19 protein-coding genes are annotated in these 19,657 nt (G+C 61.6%); 8 read left to right on the top strand and 11 right to left on the bottom strand.

All coding sequences use genetic code 11. The features are described from left to right. Positions 1-3 precede the first annotated feature (3 nt). Positions 4-837, bottom strand: a complete 834-nt coding sequence (fghA, locus tag K529_RS17915; RefSeq protein ID WP_065317507.1) for an S-formylglutathione hydrolase — start codon at positions 835-837, stop codon at positions 4-6. Positions 838-1,081: 244 nt separating this feature from the next. After that, positions 1,082-2,014, bottom strand: a complete 933-nt coding sequence (locus tag K529_RS17910) for an AEC family transporter (protein WP_005616764.1) — start codon at positions 2,012-2,014, stop codon at positions 1,082-1,084. 239 nt (positions 2,015-2,253) lie between these two features. On the opposite strand from K529_RS17910, the gene K529_RS17905 reads away from it, so the two are divergent. From K529_RS17905 to K529_RS17895, 3 genes are all read left to right on the top strand, one after another. Further along, positions 2,254-2,871: a TetR/AcrR family transcriptional regulator gene (locus tag K529_RS17905; RefSeq protein WP_005616767.1), complete on the top strand. Its 618-nt coding sequence runs from the start codon at positions 2,254-2,256 to the stop codon at positions 2,869-2,871. Between the two features lie 85 nt (positions 2,872-2,956). Then, complete coding sequence (locus K529_RS17900) at positions 2,957-3,670, top strand: ArsR/SmtB family transcription factor (RefSeq protein ID WP_065317497.1); 714 nt, start codon at positions 2,957-2,959, stop codon at positions 3,668-3,670. Positions 3,671-3,701: 31 nt separating this feature from the next. Further along, positions 3,702-4,046, top strand: a complete 345-nt coding sequence (locus K529_RS17895) for a DUF2794 domain-containing protein (protein ID WP_046002911.1) — start codon at positions 3,702-3,704, stop codon at positions 4,044-4,046. Between the two features lie 177 nt (positions 4,047-4,223). On the opposite strand, the gene K529_RS17890 is transcribed toward K529_RS17895, so the two are convergent. The 3 genes from K529_RS17890 to K529_RS17880 all read right to left on the bottom strand — a co-directional run bounded on the left by K529_RS17890 (position 4,224) and on the right by K529_RS17880 (position 6,891). Beyond that, complete coding sequence (locus K529_RS17890; protein ID WP_005688401.1) at positions 4,224-4,964, bottom strand: C40 family peptidase; 741 nt, start codon at positions 4,962-4,964, stop codon at positions 4,224-4,226. Beyond that, positions 4,961-6,379 carry a leucyl aminopeptidase family protein gene (locus tag K529_RS17885; RefSeq protein ID WP_080929613.1) on the bottom strand — a complete coding sequence of 473 codons (1,419 nt, stop codon included), beginning with the start codon at positions 6,377-6,379 and terminating at the stop codon, positions 4,961-4,963. Before K529_RS17885 ends, K529_RS17890 begins: the two co-directional genes overlap by 4 nt. Positions 6,380-6,510: 131 nt before the next feature. Then, on the bottom strand, positions 6,511-6,891 hold the full coding sequence (locus K529_RS17880) for a hypothetical protein (protein WP_225264454.1): 381 nt from the start codon (positions 6,889-6,891) through the stop codon (positions 6,511-6,513). Between the two features lie 153 nt (positions 6,892-7,044). On the opposite strand from K529_RS17880, the gene K529_RS17875 reads away from it, so the two are divergent. Continuing rightward, the gene (locus tag K529_RS17875) at positions 7,045-7,695 is read left to right on the top strand and encodes a carbonic anhydrase (RefSeq protein WP_005613053.1); all 651 of its coding nucleotides are present in this window, start codon (positions 7,045-7,047) and stop codon (positions 7,693-7,695) included. 72 nt (positions 7,696-7,767) lie between these two features. Here the strand turns inward: K529_RS17875 and K529_RS17870 are convergent, their stop codons facing one another. Continuing rightward, positions 7,768-8,919 carry a DUF3095 domain-containing protein gene (locus K529_RS17870; RefSeq protein WP_005613055.1) on the bottom strand — a complete coding sequence of 384 codons (1,152 nt, stop codon included), beginning with the start codon at positions 8,917-8,919 and terminating at the stop codon, positions 7,768-7,770. A 262-nt stretch (positions 8,920-9,181) separates the two neighbouring features. Here K529_RS17870 and K529_RS17865 point away from each other — a divergent pair, with 262 nt between their 5' ends. The 4 genes from K529_RS17865 to K529_RS17850 all read left to right on the top strand — a co-directional run bounded on the left by K529_RS17865 (position 9,182) and on the right by K529_RS17850 (position 14,614). Beyond that, on the top strand, positions 9,182-10,204 hold the full coding sequence (locus K529_RS17865) for an aspartate-semialdehyde dehydrogenase (protein ID WP_005613058.1): 1,023 nt from the start codon (positions 9,182-9,184) through the stop codon (positions 10,202-10,204). 186 nt (positions 10,205-10,390) lie between these two features. Next, positions 10,391-12,034: a DUF4139 domain-containing protein gene (locus tag K529_RS17860; protein ID WP_046002595.1), complete on the top strand. Its 1,644-nt coding sequence runs from the start codon at positions 10,391-10,393 to the stop codon at positions 12,032-12,034. A gap of 166 nt (positions 12,035-12,200) precedes the next feature. After that, the gene (locus tag K529_RS17855; protein WP_005635187.1) at positions 12,201-12,524 is read left to right on the top strand and encodes a hypothetical protein; all 324 of its coding nucleotides are present in this window, start codon (positions 12,201-12,203) and stop codon (positions 12,522-12,524) included. 137 nt (positions 12,525-12,661) lie between these two features. Further along, positions 12,662-14,614 (top strand): amidohydrolase, encoded by a 1,953-nt coding sequence (locus tag K529_RS17850; protein WP_046002593.1) that lies wholly within the window; start codon positions 12,662-12,664, stop codon positions 14,612-14,614. Positions 14,615-14,663: 49 nt separating this feature from the next. Here the strand turns inward: K529_RS17850 and K529_RS17845 are convergent, their stop codons facing one another. The 5 genes from K529_RS17845 to hpaD form a co-directional block, all read right to left on the bottom strand. Beyond that, complete coding sequence (locus K529_RS17845; RefSeq protein ID WP_046002592.1) at positions 14,664-15,428, bottom strand: aldolase/citrate lyase family protein; 765 nt, start codon at positions 15,426-15,428, stop codon at positions 14,664-14,666. A 12-nt stretch (positions 15,429-15,440) separates the two neighbouring features. After that, positions 15,441-16,241 (bottom strand): 2-oxo-hept-4-ene-1,7-dioate hydratase, encoded by an 801-nt coding sequence (gene hpaH / locus K529_RS17840; protein ID WP_046002591.1) that lies wholly within the window; start codon positions 16,239-16,241, stop codon positions 15,441-15,443. After that, entirely contained in the window at positions 16,238-17,095 is an 858-nt protein-coding gene (locus tag K529_RS17835; protein WP_005628859.1) for a fumarylacetoacetate hydrolase family protein, read from the bottom strand. The genes hpaH and K529_RS17835 overlap by 4 nt, the downstream gene beginning before the upstream one ends. Continuing rightward, positions 17,095-18,507, bottom strand: coding sequence for a pyridoxal phosphate-dependent decarboxylase family protein (locus tag K529_RS17830; protein WP_005628862.1), 1,413 nt, complete (start codon positions 18,505-18,507; stop codon positions 17,095-17,097). Before K529_RS17830 ends, K529_RS17835 begins: the two co-directional genes overlap by 1 nt. A 76-nt stretch (positions 18,508-18,583) precedes the next feature. After that, positions 18,584-19,564, bottom strand: coding sequence for a 3,4-dihydroxyphenylacetate 2,3-dioxygenase (gene hpaD, locus K529_RS17825; RefSeq protein ID WP_005628864.1), 981 nt, complete (start codon positions 19,562-19,564; stop codon positions 18,584-18,586). Positions 19,565-19,657: the final 93 nt, after the last annotated feature.

Genomic DNA, 19,657 nt, shown 5'->3' with positions numbered 1-19,657 from the left:
GTGTTACTCCCGGTAGAGGGCGTCTGCGTGGAAGGAGACGTGCTCCTCCATGAAGGTGGAGACAAAGAAGTAGCTGTGGTCATAGCCCTTCTGCATCCGCAAGCTGGCCTCCTGACGGCGTTCCGCGATGGCACTGGCGAGCGCTTCGGTTTTCAGCAAGTCGCCAAATTGATCCGCCGTGCCTGTATCGATCAGAACGGGGCCATCAAAGCCCACATCGCGCATCAAGAGAGACGCGTCATGTTTGGCCCAGAGGCTCTCATCCGCACCGAGATAGGCGCTGAGCTGTTTACGGCCCCAGTCGCTGTTGGTGGGGTTGCAGATCGGCGCAAAGGCGGACACCGACCGGTAGCGCCCCGGCAGGTTCATCGCCAGCGTCAACGCGCCGTGACCGCCCATGGAATGGCCGGTGATGGCCTGACGGGACATGTCGAGGTTGAACCGTTCGCCCAAGAGCGCGGGCAGTTCTTCGGCCACATAGTCCCACATCTGGAAATGCGGCGCCCATGGATCTTGGGTGGCGTTGACGTAAAACCCCGCACCCTGTCCCAGATCATAAGCCTCGTCATTGGCAACGCCTTCGCCGCGCGGGCTGGTGTCGGGAAACACCATGGCGATGCCTTGCTCGGCGCACCACGCCTGCGCGCCGGCCTTTGTCATGGCGTTTTCATGGGTGCAGGTCAGGCCCGAGAGATACCACAGGAGCGGCACCGGGCCGTCCTTGGCCTCTTCGGGCAGGAACAGGCCAAAGGTCATTTCGCAATTTGTGCTGCTGCTCTGGTGGCGATAGACGCCCTGAACGCCGCCAAAGGCGCAGTTCTCGGACACGGTTTCCAGTGTGGTTTCCATCGAAGCTCTCCTCGAAATCGGTGTTGGCCCATCGCTAACGGGGTGGGGCGGATTAATCCAGTGCTGCCGCGCCGTCTTAAACCCTTTTTGCGCCGGAAGGTTGCAATTGGCTAAAGATCGCTTTTCCGATGTGCGGTAAAGTGCGTCCGGCCGATAGGTCGGACAGCCCCCGACCTCCCCCCAGGGAGGGGGCTTCACCCCCACCCGAGGTCGGGGGCTGTCCTCTGTGGCGCTACAACAGCGTGTTCGCCCAAGCGATGACAAAGGGCACCGTCAAGATCGACACCACAGTTGAAATCAGGATCGCTGCCGAGGCCCGTTGCGGTGCAACGCCATAGTGTTGCGCCAGCATATAAACATTGCCCGCCACCGGCAGCGACGCCGCAGAAATCGCCACCGCGGCAGAAAATGGCGTAACCGGCATCAACCACAGCACCCCCGCTGCTACGCCCAAGGGGTGCAACACCAGTTTGGCAAACGACAGCCAGCCTGCGACCTCCACCCGCTCGGCGGATTTGGAGGCCAGTGATGCGCCAATCGCAAACAGCGCACCGGGGGTGGCTGCGCCTCCCAAAATCGCCAGGAAATCATTCATCGGCGTCGGGATCGGCACCTGCCCTGCGGACCATGCAAGACCGGCAACAATCGACAGGATCATCGGGTTTTTCAACAGCCCCACGCCCACCAGCCGCAGCGTTGCAAGGCTCAGCCCCGCGCCGCGATGGGCATTGATCAGCACCACGATCAGCGAGGAAAACACCACCAGATCCACCGCCAGCACCAGCATCATCGGCCCGACAGAGGCCTCTCCAAAGAGGATCACCATCATTGGGATGCCAAGAAAGCCGACATTGCCAATCGCTGCACATTGGGCCTCGACCGCGGCGGTCGAAATATCCTGCCGCCGCAGCATCGCCACTACGGTCGCCACCAGATAGACGCCAAGCGTGCCCACCAGATAGCCGATGATCAGATTGGGGTCGAAAATTTCTGTGACAGAGAGGTTCGCGGCAAAGCGAAAGATCATCGCCGAGAGCGGAAAGAAGAACACGAATTTCGTAAGATAGGCCGTCGCCTCATCAGTGAAAAACCGGGTGCGCCCCGCCCAATAGCCAAGGCCGATGATTGCAAAGAACGGAAGCGTGCGAAAGAAAATCTCGGCCATGGCGAAAATTGGTAACCTGAGTTGACCAGAAGAAAAAGACTTTTTGCACACAGGTTCTGAGCGATCACAAGACTGTCGCTTTCCTGCTGCTTCCTTGTGCGCTATGGCTGAAAAACTGCATTCCGTTACAGCGGCTTGATATCGTCCGCTGCGCAAACGAAGTGTGAGCAGGTATTGGTGACGCAACCACACCAAGGGGCAAGGGACGGCCTCGGTTGCGTGCGAGGAGGATGGAAAGAGTGACGAACCAAAGCGCAGCTGTCGTGCGCAGGGGGCGGAAGTTTGATCAGGTGCTGGATGGGGCTCGCAAGGTCTTTTTGGCCGATGGTTTTGAAGGCGCCAGTGTTGACGATATTGCCCGTGAAGCCGGTGTTTCTAAGGCGACCCTATATAGCTATTTCCCCGATAAACGCTTGTTGTTTATGGAAGTGGCGCGCAATGAATGTGCCCGACATGCCACCCGGCAGTCGGACATCCCCGAAGGCTCCAGCCCGCGTCAGGTGCTGACGCTGGTGGCACGCCATATTCTGTCGGTGATCCTGTCTGACGTGGGACAAAAGATCTACCGCATCTGTGTGGCAGAGACCGAACGCTTCCCCGATCTGGGGCGGGAGTTCTTTGCCAGCGGCCCGCAAATGGAGCGCGAAAAGCTCAAATCTTATTTGCGCACTGCCACCGCACGGGGCGAATTGCAGATCGAGGATTTCGATATGGCAACCGAGCAATGGGCCGCCTTGCTGCGCACCGATCTGTTCCCGCGGATGATCTTTAACCTGCGCGACAGCGTTGCGGAGGCTGAAATTCACCGCGTCGCTGACGCCACCGTCGACATGTTCCTCGCCCGCTACGGGGTCTGACGGAGCGATCCCGCGCGCTGAGACTTCGGCGCTGGGCGAAGTGTTTGTCGTGGGCAACTCCCTGCATCAGCGCTAGGGTGATCCCATGGCAACACCACGTTTTGATATCATCGGGCAGGCTATCGCGGATGCCAGTCGCACCCGGATGCTCTGCGAGCTGATGGAGGGGCGCTCATTCACCAATAAGGAACTGGCCAGCGCCGCCGGTGTTACGCCGCAGACCGCGTCGGCGCATCTGCGTCTGTTGCAGGATGCGGGCCTCGTGGTGGCAGAAAAGCGGGGGCGCTGTGTGTTTCACCGCCTGTCCGGACCGGAGGTCGCGCAGGCGCTGGAACAGCTCGCGGCGATTGCGCCGATGGACAGCCTTTACCGGGCGCAGCGGCGCAAGGCAGGTGGGCTGGCGCAGGTGCGCAGCTGTTATGATCACCTCGCCGGACCGCTTGCGGTGGCGATGACCGATGCGCTGATCGCGCGCGGGCATCTGCGCGAAGAAGGCGGCGGCTTTCATCCGGTTGCGGGCGAGATCTGGGTGGGGTTGGGCGTGTGCCTGCCAGACCGTGTTACGCGCGCGCCCTTTGCACGGCCCTGTATGGACTGGACAGAGCGGCGTCTGCATATCGCCGGTCCCATGGGGCGGCAGATCCTGACCCATGCGCTGGAGGCGGGATGGCTGCGGCGTCCGCTGCGCGGACGTGGGCTGGAGGTGACCACACCGGGGCACCGCGCCCTGGAGGAGCGGCTGGGCCTTGGCAGCGCACTTGCGGGGCTCTCAGGTCTCACAAGCTGCGAAGAGGCTTGATTTGCAGCGCAAATGCGCGGACCTTAGAAGGATGAACCAACAGAGCACCGGGGCCTTCCCGCCTTCGCCACCGCCCGAGCAGGTCGTTTTCCACCGGAGCGAACTTTCTGTGATCATGTCGCTTTATGGTCGCATGGTTGCCGCCGGGGAATGGCGCGACTACGGCCTGTCGCATCTACGCGAAATGGCGGTGTTTTCCGTATTTCGCCGCACCGCCGAGAACCCGCTTTATCGGATTGAGAAACGCCCCAAGCTGCGCAATCGGCAGGGGCAATATTCGGTTGTGGGGATGGATGGCCAGATCCTGAAACGCGGCAATGATCTCAAAACAGTGCTTCGGGTTCTGGAGCGCAAACTGATCCGCGCCGTGGAATAGCCGTGGAATAGCCGTGGATTAAACGGCGGTTGCGCCGCAGTTCACGGGTTTTGTGGGGGATGGCCGGGGCCGCGCGGGGCCTCTGGCCCCGCGCGGCCCCGGCCCGGATCGGATCGCTTGCGCGATCCGACCGTCTCTGAATTGCGAGGTTTTCGCCAGTCATGAGTTAACGGCGGTTCAGCCCAAGCGTTTATGGGCGGTTACCGGCCCGTCACCCTGTTCTATAATGCGGGTGATGGCGGCCTGAAGGGGCTCCAGCGTCACCGCCATGGTGTGGGCATTGGCATGCAGCAACGTCAGCGGGTCACGCACCCATCCCACATGGCCCTTCCAGAACAAGAGATCTCCCCGCTCATAAGGGCTGCCCTCGGGTAAAAGCCTGCCCAAAGACGCCTCCTGCGGGCCGCTGTCGCCGGGGCATTCGATACCGCAGGCATGGCAGGACAGTTGCACCAGACCGGAACAATCAATGCCAAAGCGGCTATTGCCCCCCCAAAGATAAGGCGTACCCAAGAGCGTTTCGGCGACTGCCACCGGATCTGGCGCGCGCGTGTCCAGCGGGGTCAGATGGGCCAGCGGCACAAATCCCTGATCTGTCTGGGCAAAACGTGCCTCTGTGCCCCGGACCGCCAGCTGACTGCCAAGGCTGAGCGAGGTCAGCTCCGGCGATTTCAGATCCGCGCGCGTATAGGCATGGGTGGCGGGGGCGCTGACCCAATGGGTCATGGCAAGCGGGTCTGCCAGATGATCTTCGGCGACCCAACCCGTGTAGCCATCCTTTTCGGCGCGCAGGTGGCACCAGCCGTCCTGACGTGACAGGATCTCGGCGTGATCGCCCATCAGCAATTGCCGGTCGCGCGCGCCATTCGGCGCTTTGCACAGGTCTGCAACGGGGCGGGAGATGCGGGTGCGGGTCATGACAGCCCCAGCATTTCTGGTAGGGCCTGGAACAAGGCGCGGGTGCCTTGACCAACGCCGCCTTTGGGCCGTGCGGGCAGGCTGGAGGGGCTCCAGCCAAAGACGTCGAAATGCATGTAGCGCGCATCACCGGCAAAGCGGCGCAGGAACAAAGCGGCGGCGATCGCCCCGGCAAATCCCCCCGCGGGGGCGTTGTCCAGATCGGCGATGCCGGGCTCGATCATCGCCTCGTAGGGGTCATGAAACGGCAGCCGCCAGACCGGATCTGCCGCGTCCTGTGCGTTGCTCGCCAGTGTCACCGCATCGCCCTCGCGGTCGGTAAAAAACGGGGCAATGTCGGCGCCGACAGCCACCCGTGCCGCCCCGGTCAGGGTGGCCATGGAAATCAGCAGATCGGGGGTGTCTTCCTGAGCCAGCGCCAGCGCATCGGCCAGCACCAGACGGCCCTCGGCATCGGTGTTGTTGATCTCAACCGTCAGCCCCTTGCGGGAGGTGAAGATATCACCGGGACGGAAGGCAGGGCCGGAGACGGCGTTTTCGACCGCCGGGATCAGCACCCGCAATTGCAGCCTGAGACCGGTCGCCATGATCATATGCGCCAGTCCCAGCACATTTGCAGAGCCGCCCATGTCTTTTTTCATCAAGGCCATGCTGGCACCGGGTTTGAGGTTCAGACCACCGGTGTCGAAACACACGCCCTTGCCCACCAGCGTGAGCGTCGGCCCCTCGTTGCCCCAGCGCATGTCGATCAGGCGCGGCGCACGGTCCGCGGCGCGGCCCACGGTGTGAATGAGCGGGAAGTTCTGCGCCAGCAAATCTTCGCCGATCACGGTGCTCACGGTGGCTCCGTGCACCTCGGCCAGCGATTCGACGGCCTGCTGCAACTCTGCCGGTCCCATGTCCTCGGCCGGGGTGTTGATCAGCGTGCGGGTAAAGGTTTCGCCTGCGGCCATCGCCTCTACGCGGGCGGCATCAACACCGTCAGGGGCGATCAGGCGGGCCTTGGCTCCGTTGGTTTTTGCATAGCGATCAAAGGCATATTGCGCCATCAACCAGCCAAAGCACTCGACCTCTGCCGACAGATCCGCGGGCAGATCCGAGGCCAGCGCATAGGTGCCTTCGGGCAGTTTTGCAGCGGCTGCGGCCAAAAGAAATCGCTGGCGCTGGCGGGTTTTGGGCGTGCCTGCACCAATCAATGCGCCGTGGATGGTGCCATCTGCACCCGGCAGCACCACAACCTGCCCCCATGCGCCGCCAAAGCCCATGGAGCGCGCCCAGCCTGCGGTGGTGCCGTCCTGTTGCGCCAGCCAGGCGTCCAGTGTGCGTTCAGTGACGATGTACAGGGGAAGCCCCGCGTCGGAAGCGGGGGCAAAGGTTGGAACGGCCAGATTGGGCACGGCAAAATGGGGCTGCATGGACAGGTCCTCTTGGTATGGCTTGGGTCTATCACCTCTTGCCACCAGAGTATCCGTCGCAGCCGCCGCCGCAAGCCCAACCGGGCCAAACTCGAAACCTACATGGATGCGCCGCTCAGGCGGCGAGTCCGTCAGACCGTCAGGTCGTGTTGTTCCCAGACCGCAGTCAGGGAGCTTTCGCCAACGCGGATCAGGCGGAACAGTGTCGCCGCCACCGCTGGAGAATCATCGGCATCAATGGCACCAGTCACATCGCGTGCGATATTGGCCATCGCCATCATGCCGATCTGTTCAGAGATCGCGATCAGCGATCGTGCGCTTTTGCGCAGGTTCTCAACATCATTCTGCCGCCACAGACGTTCGCAATGCGTCAGGCGCACGGCGAGTTCCTCTATGGCGCGGCAGACAACGTCCTCGGCACTTGTTTCGCCAAGCTGCGAATAGAGTTCGCTGAGCTTTTGCGGGTCCAAATGGACGTTTTCCCTATGTTTGACTGTAAGTATGTTAGCCACCACAATTCACCCCGTATTCGGTATGCCCCCACGGCATAGGCCCAATCTGCGCCCCAGTGGTTGTCAAAAGGTTTCCATTGGATGCGTATATCTCTCGAATTTGGTGCGAATTGCGGTTATCAAGCCCGACAGTCGACAACCCGAGGTGAAGACATGGATTATGCAAAGCCCCTGCCGAACTATCTGGTAACCCGTTACCACGGCTGGAAAGCCACATCCTATGAAGAGAACCAAGGCTGGTATCGCCGACTGGCCAAAGAGGGTCAGCGCCCGCGTGCCATGGTGATCTCCTGCTGTGACAGCCGGGTGCATGTGACCTCGATTTTTGGGGCCGATCAGGGTGAGTTTTTCATCCACCGCAATATTGCCAATCTGGTGCCGCCCTATGCGCCCGATGGCGACCACCACGGCACCTCGGCCACGGTCGAATATGCTGTGACGGTGCTGAAAGTGGCGCATCTGATCGTGCTGGGCCATTCGCAATGTGGCGGCGTTCAGGGCTGTATCGACATGTGCAAAGGGCATGCGCCTGCACTGGAGGAAAAGACCAGCTTTGTCGGGCGCTGGATGGACATTCTGAAACCGCGCTTCACGGCTGTGGAGGATATCGCGGATGACGAGGAACAGGCGCGCCAGTTTGAACGTCAGGCGGTCGTTGCGAGCCTTGAAAACCTGATGACCTTCCCCTTTATTGAGAGCGCGGTGAAGTCCGGGGAACTCAGCCTGCATGGGCTTTGGACGGATATCGGTGAGGGTGGGCTGGAGTGCTACGACCCGAAATCGAGCGCCTTCCACCCGGTCTGAGGACCCACTGAGACTGCGGGCAGCGGCGCGGAGTGCGCAGGCTGCCCGGATGTCACGGGGGGTGGTGGAATATCAGCGCTGCGGCATGGCTTTCAGCATCTGCGCCGCCTGCGCGTAGCCGCCAGAGGCCCCATCGACAAAATGCATATGGTCGTCCTGCATCGGCGAGGGCACGATACATGTGACCAACGCCTCACTCTGGGTATGCAGCCCATAGCGCGCAATCCCGTCTGCCTGTGCCTGAGAGAGCAGTTTTTCCAGCGCCGCACGCGTCTCGTCGCTGCAATCCAGTGTCATTTTCAGCCCGTCGTCAAACTTGCGAAAATCGGCATTGGCAGAGATCATGTTGCGGTAATGCGTGGGATCAAAGGCGCCGGTGGGGCGTCCACGCAAAAACATCAGCCCAGCCATCGCGGATTGAAATAACAGCGTCAATTTACGAAAAATTGCGGGGGCATTGCCACGCGACAATCGCGCCTCGACATCCAGTCCGGGCGGTGGAAACTGCATATTTGGTCCGGTTTCGGGCAAAGGATGGCCTGCACGTTCTGATCCGGCCACTTCAGACAGAATCGCCGCAATCAGCGCGTTAAATTCGGTCGTGTCGGCCTCCGGGTGCGGCAGCACCAAGAGCGACAGGATCTGACCGTTCACCGCTGGCACAGCGTTCCAGCGACAAGACAGCCCCTCAAGGTCCGGCGGTTGCACGGGGTCTGCAGGTGGAATTTCAAAGCGGCCCGCTTTCATCTGCTCTTCTAACCACGCAAGCCCGCCGCCTTCGAACATGGCGTAATCCAGATGTGCGGAGGCGGCAAACCGCGCCACACGCACATCGCGTCCCTCTTTGCGTATCTTGCCCACCGGCAAGAGGGCGGCGCGCAGCTCCACGTCAAATTCCTGCGCCACCCATGCGCGCAGTTTGGCCAGTTCCTGCTGGGCGCATTCCGCCAGATGCGGCGGCACCGCAAAGGATGTCCCATCGCCACCAAACACAAAGGGAAAGGGCGCATGGCCAAAGGCATTCATCAGCGCCGCAATCGCCGATGCTCCGATCATATTGACGGTTTTGTAATGCCCCTGCGCCAGCAGCCCCGTCGAATCCACGATGTCGCAGCAGCCGACGTACCAGTCCTGCGGCAGCGGTGTGAACCGCGTGCTGGCGGTGAGGTTCTCGAAGGTGCGCACCTTTTGCAGGGCATCGTAAAATGGGTCCGCGCGGGTCATGGCGTGCCTTTGTGATCGTGACATCCCTAACGACATCGGATGGCAAAATGTAGCGCATCGCGGCCAGAGCAAGCCGACCTCGCGCAGCTGTGACAGGGTGAAACCTGCGCGTCACCACCTGATTGGCAAAGAAATTCGTGATTCTATGGAACAAAACCGGGTTTGGCGGGGTTTTCGGCTGAATCGCGCCTTTCAATGCAGGCGCAGAAACTATATCACACCGCAGCCGGTCATGAGGCCGGACTATATTGGAGAAACTAACATGGGTTATCGCGTCGTTGTCGCCGGCGCCACGGGCAACGTGGGCCGTGAAATGCTGAATATTCTGGCCGAGCGCCAGTTCCCGGTGGATGAGATTGCCGTTCTGGCGTCCCGTCGTTCGCTGGGCACTGAGGTCACATTCGCGGACAAGACACTGAAGACCCAGGATCTCGACACCTTTGACTTCACCGGCTGGGACATGGCGCTGTTTGCCATTGGCTCTGACGCGACGAAGAAATACGCGCCCAAGGCGGCTGCGGCAGGCTGTGTCGTGATCGACAACTCTTCGCTCTATCGTTACGATCGCGACGTTCCGCTGATCGTGCCCGAGGTGAACCCGGAGGCCGTGCACGGCTATTCCAAGAAAAACATCATCGCCAACCCCAACTGCTCGACCGCGCAGATGGTTGTGGCGCTGAAACCCTTGCATGACCGCGCCAAGATCAAGCGCGTTGTGGTGTCGACCTATCAGTCGGTCTCCGGCTCCGGCAAGGACGCCATCGATGAGCTCTGGGATCAGACCAAGGCGCATTACAACCCGACCGACGATTACCAGCGCAAGGTCTACCCCAAGGACATCGCGTTCAACGTGATCCCGCATATCGATGTCTTCCTCGACGATGGCTCCACCAAAGAAGAGTGGAAGATGGTCGCGGAAACCAAGAAGATCATCGACCCGTCGATCAAGCTGACTGCGACCTGCGTGCGCGTGCCGGTGTTTGTGGGCCACTCCGAGGCGATCAACATCGAGTTTGAGGAATTCCTTGATGAAGACGAGGCCCGCGACATCCTGCGCGAGGCACCGGGCATCATGGTGATCGACAAGCGCGAAGACGGCGGCTACGTGACGCCGAAAGAATGCGTTGGCGATTTTGCCACCTTCATCAGCCGTATCCGTCAGGACTCGACGCTGGATAACGGTCTGAACCTGTGGTGTGTCTCTGACAACCTGCGCAAAGGGGCCGCGCTGAACGCGGTACAGATCGCCGAGCTCTTGGGCCGTGAGGTCCTAAAAAAGGGCTGATCGCCAGCTAGAAAGAAGGACAGCGCCCAAGCCTGGGTGGGGGCTGTCCGACCTATCGGCCGGACGGTGACTACCTTCCATCGGCCAATATCCGATCATCGAGAGGCGTCCCACTGGGGCGCCTCTTGCTTTTTTGTCCTGAGCAGAAGACGCTCGCCGCATCCTATTGTCAGCTTGGTGATTTTGATGCGCTTTGTTCTCTCTTCTGTCCTTGTTGGGGCTGCGGCCCTGTTGTCTACGACCGCATTGGCGGAGACCTTTTCCGCCACCAGCCGCGTCAGCGCGGTGACCGTCTATCCCAGCGAGGCATTGATCACCCGCACCGCCGAAGTCACGCTGCCCGCAGGCCGCCACCGGATCGTGATTAGCGGCATGCCTTTCGTGGATGAGATCGAGAGCCTTCGGGTCAGCCATCCCGGCGTGCGCCGGATCGGGCTCTATCTGCGCGAGAGCTTCCCGGTCTTAGAAGACGCCTCAACGCCCGAGCAAGAAGCGGCTGAGGCGCGCGTGGCAGACATCGAGGATCAGATAGACTCGCTGCGCCGGACCTCGGAGGAGGCGCGACTAGCGGCCGCAGGGGCAGAGGCGGCGATCGCCTTTCTCAACGCGCTCAATCGGGGCGAGGGGGCCGCATTGCCCGACCCCGATCAGCTGCGCGCGTTGGTGAGCACGGTGCGCGAGGAAACCGCCGAGGCGCGCGAGACCATTTTGCGGGCCAAAGCGCAGGAGCGCGGGTTTCAGCGCCAAATGAAGGATCTGGAAGCAGATCTAGCCCGTGCACAGGCGGAGCTTCAGGCGCTGTCGCAGCAGGATGATGAACAGATGTTCCTCGCGTTGGATGTCGAGGCGGATGAGGAGGTGACGGTGCCGCTCAGCCTCAGCTACCCCAATGATGCGGTGTCATGGGGGCCGTCTTACGAGTTCAATCTGGAAACAGGGGTGAGGCCGCAGGTCACCTTGCGCCGGGATGTGATGATCCAGCAGGCCACCGGCGAGGACTGGGTGGATGTGGCGCTGCGGGTCTCTACCTCAACCCCGGATCAGCGGATCAATCCGCATGACCTGCGCCCCAATCGGCGCTGGATCGAGGACGCGTACGAGGCCAAACAGCGGTTCACATCAGAGAGCCGGGTGATGAGCGACGCTGAACTGGCAGTCGAGGCCCCGGTAATAGTTGAGGAAGCTGGTTCGTCATTTGGTGTCGTCGCCAGCGAGGCGGGGGTTTCCTACAGCTTTGACGTGCCGGTCAACCTGCGCTCGGGGGCGGAGCTGGCCTATCTGAACCTGCCGGACGTCACCTTTAGCGCAGAGGTCTCCGCCCGTGCAGCGCCGCGCCGCGATCCCACCGCCTTTCGCATCGCGCGCATTGTGAACACCAGCGGCGAGGAGTTGCTCGCCAGCGCCAACAGCCGCTTTCTTGTCGACGGAGAGCTGATCGGGTCCGGGTATTTCGTGGGGCTGACCCCCGAGGCCGAGCGGGATCTGGGCTTTGGCCCCATTGATGGGTTGCGCATCAAACGGGATCTTCTGGATCAGAGCGAAGGCGGGCGCGGCGTGATCTCGCGCAGCAACCAGCGCGACACCGTGGCAGAGATCGAGGTGGAAAACCTCACCGGTCAGGTCTGGCCGTTGCGGGTGCTTGATCTGGTGCCCTTCAGCGAACAGGAGGATCTGGAAATCACATGGTCCGCCAAGCCCACCCCATCAGAGGAAAACGTCGACAAACAGCGCGGCATCCTTGCCTGGGATCTGGAAATGCAGCCGGGAGAGACCCGCGTGATTACCCTCAACACCCGCCTTGGCTGGCCCGAAGGCAAGGTGCTGCGCTAACCGAAGTGGCCTTAGTCTGACCTGCTCAATCGGGCAGGTCAGGCGGTTTGAACCTGTCAAAAGTGCGACAAACTGTACCTTTGCGCCGCCAAGCCAACCTTTGAGCGCCCCAATTTCGCCTCTGAAGCAAGTACCCTTGAGTCAGAGTGGATTGGAGGGTGATTTGATGAGTTATGGTGATCAGAAGAACGACAGTGAAGACATGGCCTATGGGCAAACCGCGTGGGGCTGCGCCAGCACGCGGGCGCGTCTGGATTCCGAGTCGATGATGCTGCTCAGAGCCAATTTGAACGAGCCGCTGACCCGTGCCGACAGCTGGCCAACCCTGCGCGAAATGCTGCGTGGCAAGGGGTTTGACATGAAACCGCGCGCGGGGCGTCTGCGTCTGGTTGATCTGCAAAGCCGGGTTGAAATCTGCACATTCGGACTGCTGGGCCATCCCCGTGCAGAGCTGGAAGAACGCTTTGGTAGCCCTTTGCAGATGCACTGACATCTGAAAGACGGGCTTTGCCTCCCGTCCTGCCCTGAGTGGGTGATGGGTGTTTGCAGCCTCCGGTTGCGCCTTGTCGAAATCGCGCACGCGTGGCAATATTTCCGCATCTCGATCAACGATTCAGGGGTGCGGCAATGTCAGGTTCAGGACTGAAACTGGGGCTGTTGCCCCTATGTGTTGCGCTTTGCGCTGGGACGGTCTCGGCGCAGGAAGTGGCCGATACAATCTATCTGGGCGGTCCGGTCCTGACCATGGATGACAGCGCCCCGCGCGCCGAGGCTGTGGCCGTGCGCGATGGCCGGATCACCGCGGTCGGCGCAGAACAGCAGGTCATGTCGTGGCGCGGCGATTCAACCCGCGTGGTTGATCTTGAAGGCGCTGCGTTGTTGCCGGGTTTTGTGGATGCCCATGGTCATGTGGCCGCTGTTGGGTTGCAGGCCATGGCGGCCAATCTGCTGCCCGCGCCTGATGGCCGCGGCAACAGCATCGCTGAGCTGCAAGACATCCTGCGTGACTTTATCGACTCACGACCGGAACAGGTGGAGCGGTTCGGGGCCGTTGTGGGGTTTGGCTATGACGATTCCCAATTGGCAGAACTGGCACATCCCACCCGGCAGGATCTGGACGCGGTGCGTGCCGATATCCCCGTCTATATCGTGCATCAATCCGGTCACCTCGCGGTGGCAAATACCGCAGCACTTGCACTGGCGGGGATCACTGCGCAGAGCGAAGAGATGCCCGGTGGCGTGATCCGGCGCGAGGCGGATGGCAAGACCCCCAATGGCGTGCTGGAAGAGACGCCGCATTTTGTGGCGCTGGGACGAATTCTGGGTGGGCTTGATGCGGAGGGCTCGATCGAGATGGTGCGCGCGGGTGTCGATCTGGTGGCCTCATACGGCTACACCACGGCGCAAGAGGGGCGCGCCAGCACCGGCCAAGTGCAGGTCATGCAGGCACTGGCGGCGCAGACCGATGGGCTGAAGGTCGATGTGGTGGCCTATCCCGACGTTCTGGTGGATCGGGACTTTATTGTCGCACAACAGTCTCGTGATTACGTCAACCGGCTGCGCGTCGGGGGCGCGAAACTCACCATTGATGGGTCTCCGCAGGGGTTTACCGCGTGGCGGGACCGGCCCTATTACGCGCCGCCCCCGCAGATGCGCGGCGACTATGTGGGCTATCCGGCTGCCAGCCCCGATCAGGTCTTTGATGCCATTGACTGGGCCTTTGAGAACGACGTGCAGATCCTCACCCATTCCAATGGCGAGGCGGCGAGCGATCTGCTGCTTGCGGCGATTGATGCGGCGGCCACGCGGCACGGCAATGAGGACCGGCGCGCCGTTTTGATCCATGGCCAATTCCTGCGTGAGGATCAGGTGGATCGGATCAAGGCGCTTGATATCTTTCCGTCGCTGTTTCCCATGCACACGTTTTACTGGGGAGATTGGCATCGGGATCGCACGGTGGGGCCGGAGGCTGCGGACGATATTTCTCCGACGGGCTGGGTGTTGCAACGGGGCATGCGGTTTTCCAGTCACCATGACGCGCCGGTGGCGTTTCCCGACTCGATGCGGGTGCTCGATGCGACCGTGACCCGGCGCAGCCGCAGTGGTGATATCATTGGTCCGGCTCATCGGGTCGACGCGATGACCGCGTTAAAGGCGATGACGATCTGGCCTGCGTGGCAGCATTTCGAGGAAGACAGCAAAGGCTCGCTCGAGGTGGGGAAGCTGGCAGATCTTGTGGTGCTCTCTGCCGACCCGACGGCGGTAGATCCCGAAACCATCGACCAGATCCGGGTGTTGCGCACCATCAAAGAGGATGTGGTGGTCTATGATGCATCCGAACGTGACGAAGGCTCGCTCTTGCAGTGGCGTCCCGTGCCGGGTCGGCTCGACACTGGCTCGGAACTGTTGCGTCGGGCGGCCCTGACGCGCGAGATGCCGACCAGCCTGAGCGGAGTGCGGCGTCGGGTGGCGCTGAGGGCCGCCAGCACGCCACGCCATGGGGCGACCTGCGTGTCGGATTATCTTTTTGCAACGCTTGCGCCGGGGTTTGAGCGCGCAAAAGACACGTTAATCCCCTAAGCGATCAGGCTTGGGGCAGTCCGCAGCAGGTCTGCCCAAGAGGTTTGCGTCAGCGCCACTTGGCCGCGAGTGCTCGTGCGCCCTGTGCCAGCAACAGCACATCAATCCCCACCGCGAGGAACTGCGCGCCCATATCGGCATAGGCCTGCGTCGCCTCATCCGTGACACCAAGGATGCCGGGCGCCTTGCCCGCAGCCTTGATCCTGCTGATCGCGTCAGCAATCACGGCGCGCACCTCCGGGTGGGCGGAATTGCCCTCATGACCCATGTCGGTCGACAGATCCGAGGGGCCAATAAAGATCCCGTCGATACCCTCTAGTGCGAGGATTTCATCCAGGTTTTCAATGCCCTTGCGGTTTTCTACCTGCAACAGGATACAGATTTGCGCATCCGCCGTGGGAATGTAGTTCTGCACCGCGCCAAACCGGGTCGCCCGCGCACCCGTCGCGCCGACGCCGCGGGTGCCGTGGGGCGGGTAGTGGCACGCACGCACCAACTCGGCGGCCTGATCTGCGGTTTCCACCATCGGCACCAGCACGGTCTGCGCACCAGCGTCGAGCACCTGTTTGATCAGCCATGCCTCGCCGATCGGCACGCGGACCACCGGTTCGGCCGACGAGGTCGCAAGTGCAACCAGCTGGTCGCGGATCGAGCGGATGTCATTGGGCGCGTGTTCGCCGTCCACCACCAGCCAATCAAACCCTGCGGTGCCCATCAACTCGGTGGTGATAGCCTCGCCAAAGGTACACCAGCAACCGATCTGGCGCTGACCCTCTTTGAGGGCCTGTTTGAAGTGATTTACGGGCGCAGCCATGTCTAACCTCTTTTACTGAAATGAAATTTCAACGGTGCCGAAATCGGCAAAATCGGCGTGGAGTTCTGTTCCGGCGGGGCACTCGACAGGGCGAATGAACGACCCCGACAGCACGATATCGCCCGCCTCGATCTGTTGTCCATAGTCCGCCATGCGCCGCGCGAGCCACAGTACGGATGTGACCGGATCGTCCAGCACGCCCGCACCCAGCCCGGTTTCCTCCACCACGCCATCGCGTTTCAGGATCGCACCGACGCGGCGCAGATCAAAGGCGTCGACCGCGTGCCTGTTTGCGCCCATCACAATGCCCGCATTGGCGGCGTTGTCGCTGATGGTGTCGGTGATGATCCGCGCCTGCCCCGTGGCGGGATCGGCGCGCAGGATGCGGGTGTCGAGGATCTCCAGCGACGGGGCCACATAATCGGTGGCCTTCAGGATGTCCTCGCGGGTGCAATCGCGTCCTGCAAGCGGGGATTTCATCACAAAGGCGATCTCGGCCTCGACGCGGGGTTGGATAAAACGCCCCTCTGGCACGGTGCTGGCATTTTCAAACACCATGTCATCGAGGAGCACGCCCGAGTCCGGCGTGGTGATATTCAGCGCCTGCTGCATGGCGCGGCTGGTGAGGCCGATCTTCCAGCCGATTTTGCGGCGACCTTGCGCAAGTTTCTGCGCCACCAGCGCCTTTTGCACCGCATAGGCATCATCCAGCGTCATGCCCGGATAGGCGAGCGAAAGGAGACCGCATTGCTGACCTGTCTGCTCGGCGCGCAGCAGCTGGGCGGCGGCCTCTGCGTGTTGATCCGGGGTCATGCCTCATCCTCCACCGTGTTGCGCAGAATGCCGATGCCTTCGCCCTCTACCTCGATCACGTCGCCGGGTTGGAGGAACTTTGGCGGATCAAACCGTGCGCCTGCGCCGGTGGGGGTGCCGGTGACGATGATGTCGCCCGGAACCAGCGTGGTGAAGGTGGAGATATAGGCGATCTGACGGCGGATCGGGAACAGCATCCGGGAGGTGCGATCATCCTGGCGCGACTCGCCATTGACCTTGGTGGTGATGCGCACGTCATCAAGCTGCGCTGGCGCGGTAAAGGGCACCAGCCACGGGCCGATTGCACCGGAGCTGTCCCAATTCTTGCCCTGCGTCACGTTGAATTTAGCATGGCGCACCCAGTCGCGGATTGTGCCTTCATTACAGAGGGTTATCGCGGCGATATGGTCATAGGCATCTGCCTCAGTGATGCGGCGTCCGCCCTTGCCAATCACAATGGCGATCTCGCCTTCATAATCCAGTTGCGGGCTTTCCGGCGGGCGGATCAGGGGACGGTCCGCCCCGGTAAAGCTGCGCGCAAATCGTGGAAACAGCGACATGTTCGGCGGGGCGTCTTGTCCGTCCTTATATTCTTCGTTGCGATTGGGGAAGTTGACGCCGACGCAGATGATCTTTTCCGGGCGGGGCACCGGGATCTGATAGGTGATCTGGTCGAGGGAATGGGTCACATCCCGCCCCTGCGCGGCTTGGGCGAGGGTATGGAGGCCCTTGTTTTCAATAACCTCCCGTAAGGTGGGCCACTCGGGAAACTCTGGCGAGAGGGCGATTGCGCCCGCGTCGGTGATGACGCCATAGAAGGTTTCAGCGGCGGCGGTGTAGGTGGCAAAACGCATCAGGTCAGTCCTCGTGCAAGTTCTGTGATCACATCATGGGCGCGCATGATGTCAGCCTCGGTTGTTTCAAACGCGCCCGCTTGAAACCGGATCACCAGCGCGCCGTCGACGCGGGTCTGGGTGAGGTAGATGCGGCCGTCGTCATTGATCCTGTTGACCAGCTCAAGGTTCAGCGCATCAAGGTCCGTGGCCCCATCAGGCGCGTAGCGGAAGGTCCAGAGCGACCACATCGGCGGGGTGACGATTTCAAAATCCGGCTCTTGCGCAAGCGCGTCGTGAAGCTGGCGCGACCATGCAACGTGATTGCGGATGCGTTGTCGCAATCCTTCAATGCCGTAGGTGCGGATCAGGAACCAGATCTTCAGCGCGCGGAAGCGGCGACCCAACGGCACCGACCATTCCGAATAGTTAACGATGCCGTCGTGACCGTGGGTCTTGAGGTATTCCGGGCTGATGGCGAGGGTGCGCACCAGATCATCCGCGTTCTTCAGGAAATGCGCCGAGCAATCAAACTGCGCGCCGAGCCATTTGTGCGGATTGAAGACGATGCTGTCGGCGCCCTCAACGCCGGGCCAATAGGTGCGAAATTCCGGGCAGATCATCGCGGAACCGGCCCAAGCGGCATCCACATGGGTGTAAAGCCCGTGATTTTGAGCCACTTTGATGCAGTCCGCGATGGGATCTGTTGCAGCGGTGCCGGTGCCGCCCACACAGAGGATGACGCCAGCGGGGTGAAGGCTCGCGGCCTTGTCGGCCTCAATGGCTGCGTTAAGCGCGGCGGGATCCATGCCGCGCCAGTCGCCCTTGATGGGTACGCGCACGAGGTTGGCCTGACCGATGCCCGCAACCCAGATCGCACGGTCCACCGAGGTGTGCACCTCCGCCGAACAATAGATACGCAAGGTGGGCTGGCCCGCGAGCCCTTGTTGATTGCCCTGCCAGTTCAAGGCCCGTTCGCGCATGGTCAGGACGGCGGCAAGGGTCGCGGAGGAAGCGCTGTCCTGAATGACGCCGCGAAATTCCCCGGGCAGGCCAAGGGATTGGCGTAGCCAATCCATCATCCGAGTTTCCATCTCGGTTGCTGCCGGAGAGGTCTGCCAGAGCATGCATTGCGGCGCGATGGCGGAGGTCAGGAATTCTGCGAGCACCGAGGGCGCGGCGGCGTTGGAGGCGAAATAGGCAAAGAAGCGCGGGTGCTGCCAATGGGTGATGCCGGGCATCACCTTTTCCTCAAAATCGGCAAAGATCGCCTCCATCCCCTCGCCGTGTTCCGGCGGGGTTTCGGGCAGGGCGTTCAGCATATCGCCGGGTTTGGTCTGCGCGCGCACCGGGCGTTCGCCCACGGTGAGGTGATAATCCTGCGCCCAGTCGGCGACCTTGCGGCCCCAGGATGCGAAATCGGTCCAGTTCATTTTGTGCTCCCTTGTCCGGGCTTAAGCCCGGACAGCGCCCGACCTTTCCAGGATCGGGCGCTGTCCCTTTGTCTTCTTACGGCGCGATGATCGGCTGCGCTTTGAGGTCACTTTCGCGGATTTCTGCACCGTCAAACAGCGAGCCTTCTTCGAACCAACTGCGCGGTGCGGGTGCGCCCCAGAGGGTCTGGCGCTGCGGGTCGGTGAGGGACCATTTGATCGGCTCCAGATCCGCGTCGCAGGTCTGATAGTCCGAGCAATAGATCTCAATCCGATGACCATCGGGGTCGCGCACATAAAGGAAAAACGCGTTGGAAATGCCGTGGCGACCGGGGCCGCGTTCGATATTGGCGACATAGCCGGTGGTCGACATCAGATCGAGGAGGTCGATGATGTTGAGCGGGGTTGGCACCCAAAAGGCGGTGTGATGCAGACGCGGGCCGGTTCCATTGGTGAAGGCCACATCATGCACGCCGCCCTTGCGGTGCATCCATGCGGCCCAGACGCGGCCAGACTCGTCATCCTCGGTATATTCAGTGACGCGAAAACCCATCTCGCCATAAAAGGCGATGGCCTCGTCGAGATTGGCCGAGAACATGTTGAAGTGGTCGATGCGCAGGGGTTTTACGCCATTATAGAGCCTGTACTGTTGATGGATCGGCGGCAGGCGGTCCATCTTGACGTAAAACTCCAGCGGCACACCCCATGGATCGCGGGTGCGGAAGCTCGGTCCCATGAAGGGGCGTTCGATCCACTCCACCGGCAGGCCCTTGCCCTCAAAGAAGGCGGCGGCCTTATCGAGTTCGGGGGTATCAAAAAGTTTGAAGCCAAGGCAGGAGACGCCCGCCGTGTCGGATTGGCGCAGGATGATACAGTGATGGCCACGTTCCTCCATCGCACGCAGGTAGATGCGGCTGTCGTCCTCTGCCGTGACTTGCAGGCCGAGGATGTCGACGTAGAAGGCGCGGGAGGCTGCAAGGTCGGTGACGCCGTATTCAACATGGCTGAGGCGGGTGATGTTGAAGGGCGGATAGAGGGTCGGTGCGGGAATGGGCATGTCGGGTCTCCTCCGAATAGACAGGCCGAATGTTAGGGCGACATGCGAGGGGCTCTGCCCCTCGCGCTCCCCGGGATATTTGGGAGAATCTGA

The organism is Tritonibacter mobilis F1926, assembly GCF_000376545.2.
Lineage (GTDB): Bacteria > Pseudomonadota > Alphaproteobacteria > Rhodobacterales > Rhodobacteraceae > Epibacterium > Epibacterium mobile.
The sequence above is the reverse complement of the archived record's forward strand: the minus strand, read 5'-3'. Positions and strand labels throughout refer to the sequence as shown.

Bases quoted from the DNA above. Each gene is read 5' to 3' on its own strand.
- K529_RS17850 (WP_046002593.1), top strand. From the start codon at position 12,662: ATGTCAGGTTCAGGACTGAAACTGGGGCTGTTGCCCCTATGTGTTGCG.
- K529_RS17860 (WP_046002595.1), top strand. From the start codon at position 10,391: ATGCGCTTTGTTCTCTCTTCTGTCCTTGTTGGGGCTGCGGCCCTGTTG.
- K529_RS17895 (WP_046002911.1), top strand. From the start codon at position 3,702: ATGAACCAACAGAGCACCGGGGCCTTCCCGCCTTCGCCACCGCCCGAG.
- K529_RS17855 (WP_005635187.1), top strand. From the start codon at position 12,201: ATGAGTTATGGTGATCAGAAGAACGACAGTGAAGACATGGCCTATGGG.
- K529_RS17830 (WP_005628862.1), bottom strand. From the start codon at position 18,507: ATGAACTGGACCGATTTCGCATCCTGGGGCCGCAAGGTCGCCGACTGG.
- K529_RS17835 (WP_005628859.1), bottom strand. From the start codon at position 17,095: ATGCGTTTTGCCACCTACACCGCCGCCGCTGAAACCTTCTATGGCGTC.
- K529_RS17910 (WP_005616764.1), bottom strand. From the start codon at position 2,014: ATGGCCGAGATTTTCTTTCGCACGCTTCCGTTCTTTGCAATCATCGGC.
- K529_RS17845 (WP_046002592.1), bottom strand. From the start codon at position 15,428: ATGGCTGCGCCCGTAAATCACTTCAAACAGGCCCTCAAAGAGGGTCAG.
- K529_RS17870 (WP_005613055.1), bottom strand. From the start codon at position 8,919: ATGACCCGCGCGGACCCATTTTACGATGCCCTGCAAAAGGTGCGCACC.
- K529_RS17890 (WP_005688401.1), bottom strand. From the start codon at position 4,964: ATGACCCGCACCCGCATCTCCCGCCCCGTTGCAGACCTGTGCAAAGCG.
- K529_RS17900 (WP_065317497.1), top strand. From the start codon at position 2,957: ATGGCAACACCACGTTTTGATATCATCGGGCAGGCTATCGCGGATGCC.
- hpaH (WP_046002591.1), bottom strand. From the start codon at position 16,241: ATGACCCCGGATCAACACGCAGAGGCCGCCGCCCAGCTGCTGCGCGCC.
- K529_RS17885 (WP_080929613.1), bottom strand. From the start codon at position 6,379: ATGCAGCCCCATTTTGCCGTGCCCAATCTGGCCGTTCCAACCTTTGCC.
- hpaD (WP_005628864.1), bottom strand. From the start codon at position 19,564: ATGCCCATTCCCGCACCGACCCTCTATCCGCCCTTCAACATCACCCGC.
- K529_RS17865 (WP_005613058.1), top strand. From the start codon at position 9,182: ATGGGTTATCGCGTCGTTGTCGCCGGCGCCACGGGCAACGTGGGCCGT.
- K529_RS17875 (WP_005613053.1), top strand. From the start codon at position 7,045: ATGGATTATGCAAAGCCCCTGCCGAACTATCTGGTAACCCGTTACCAC.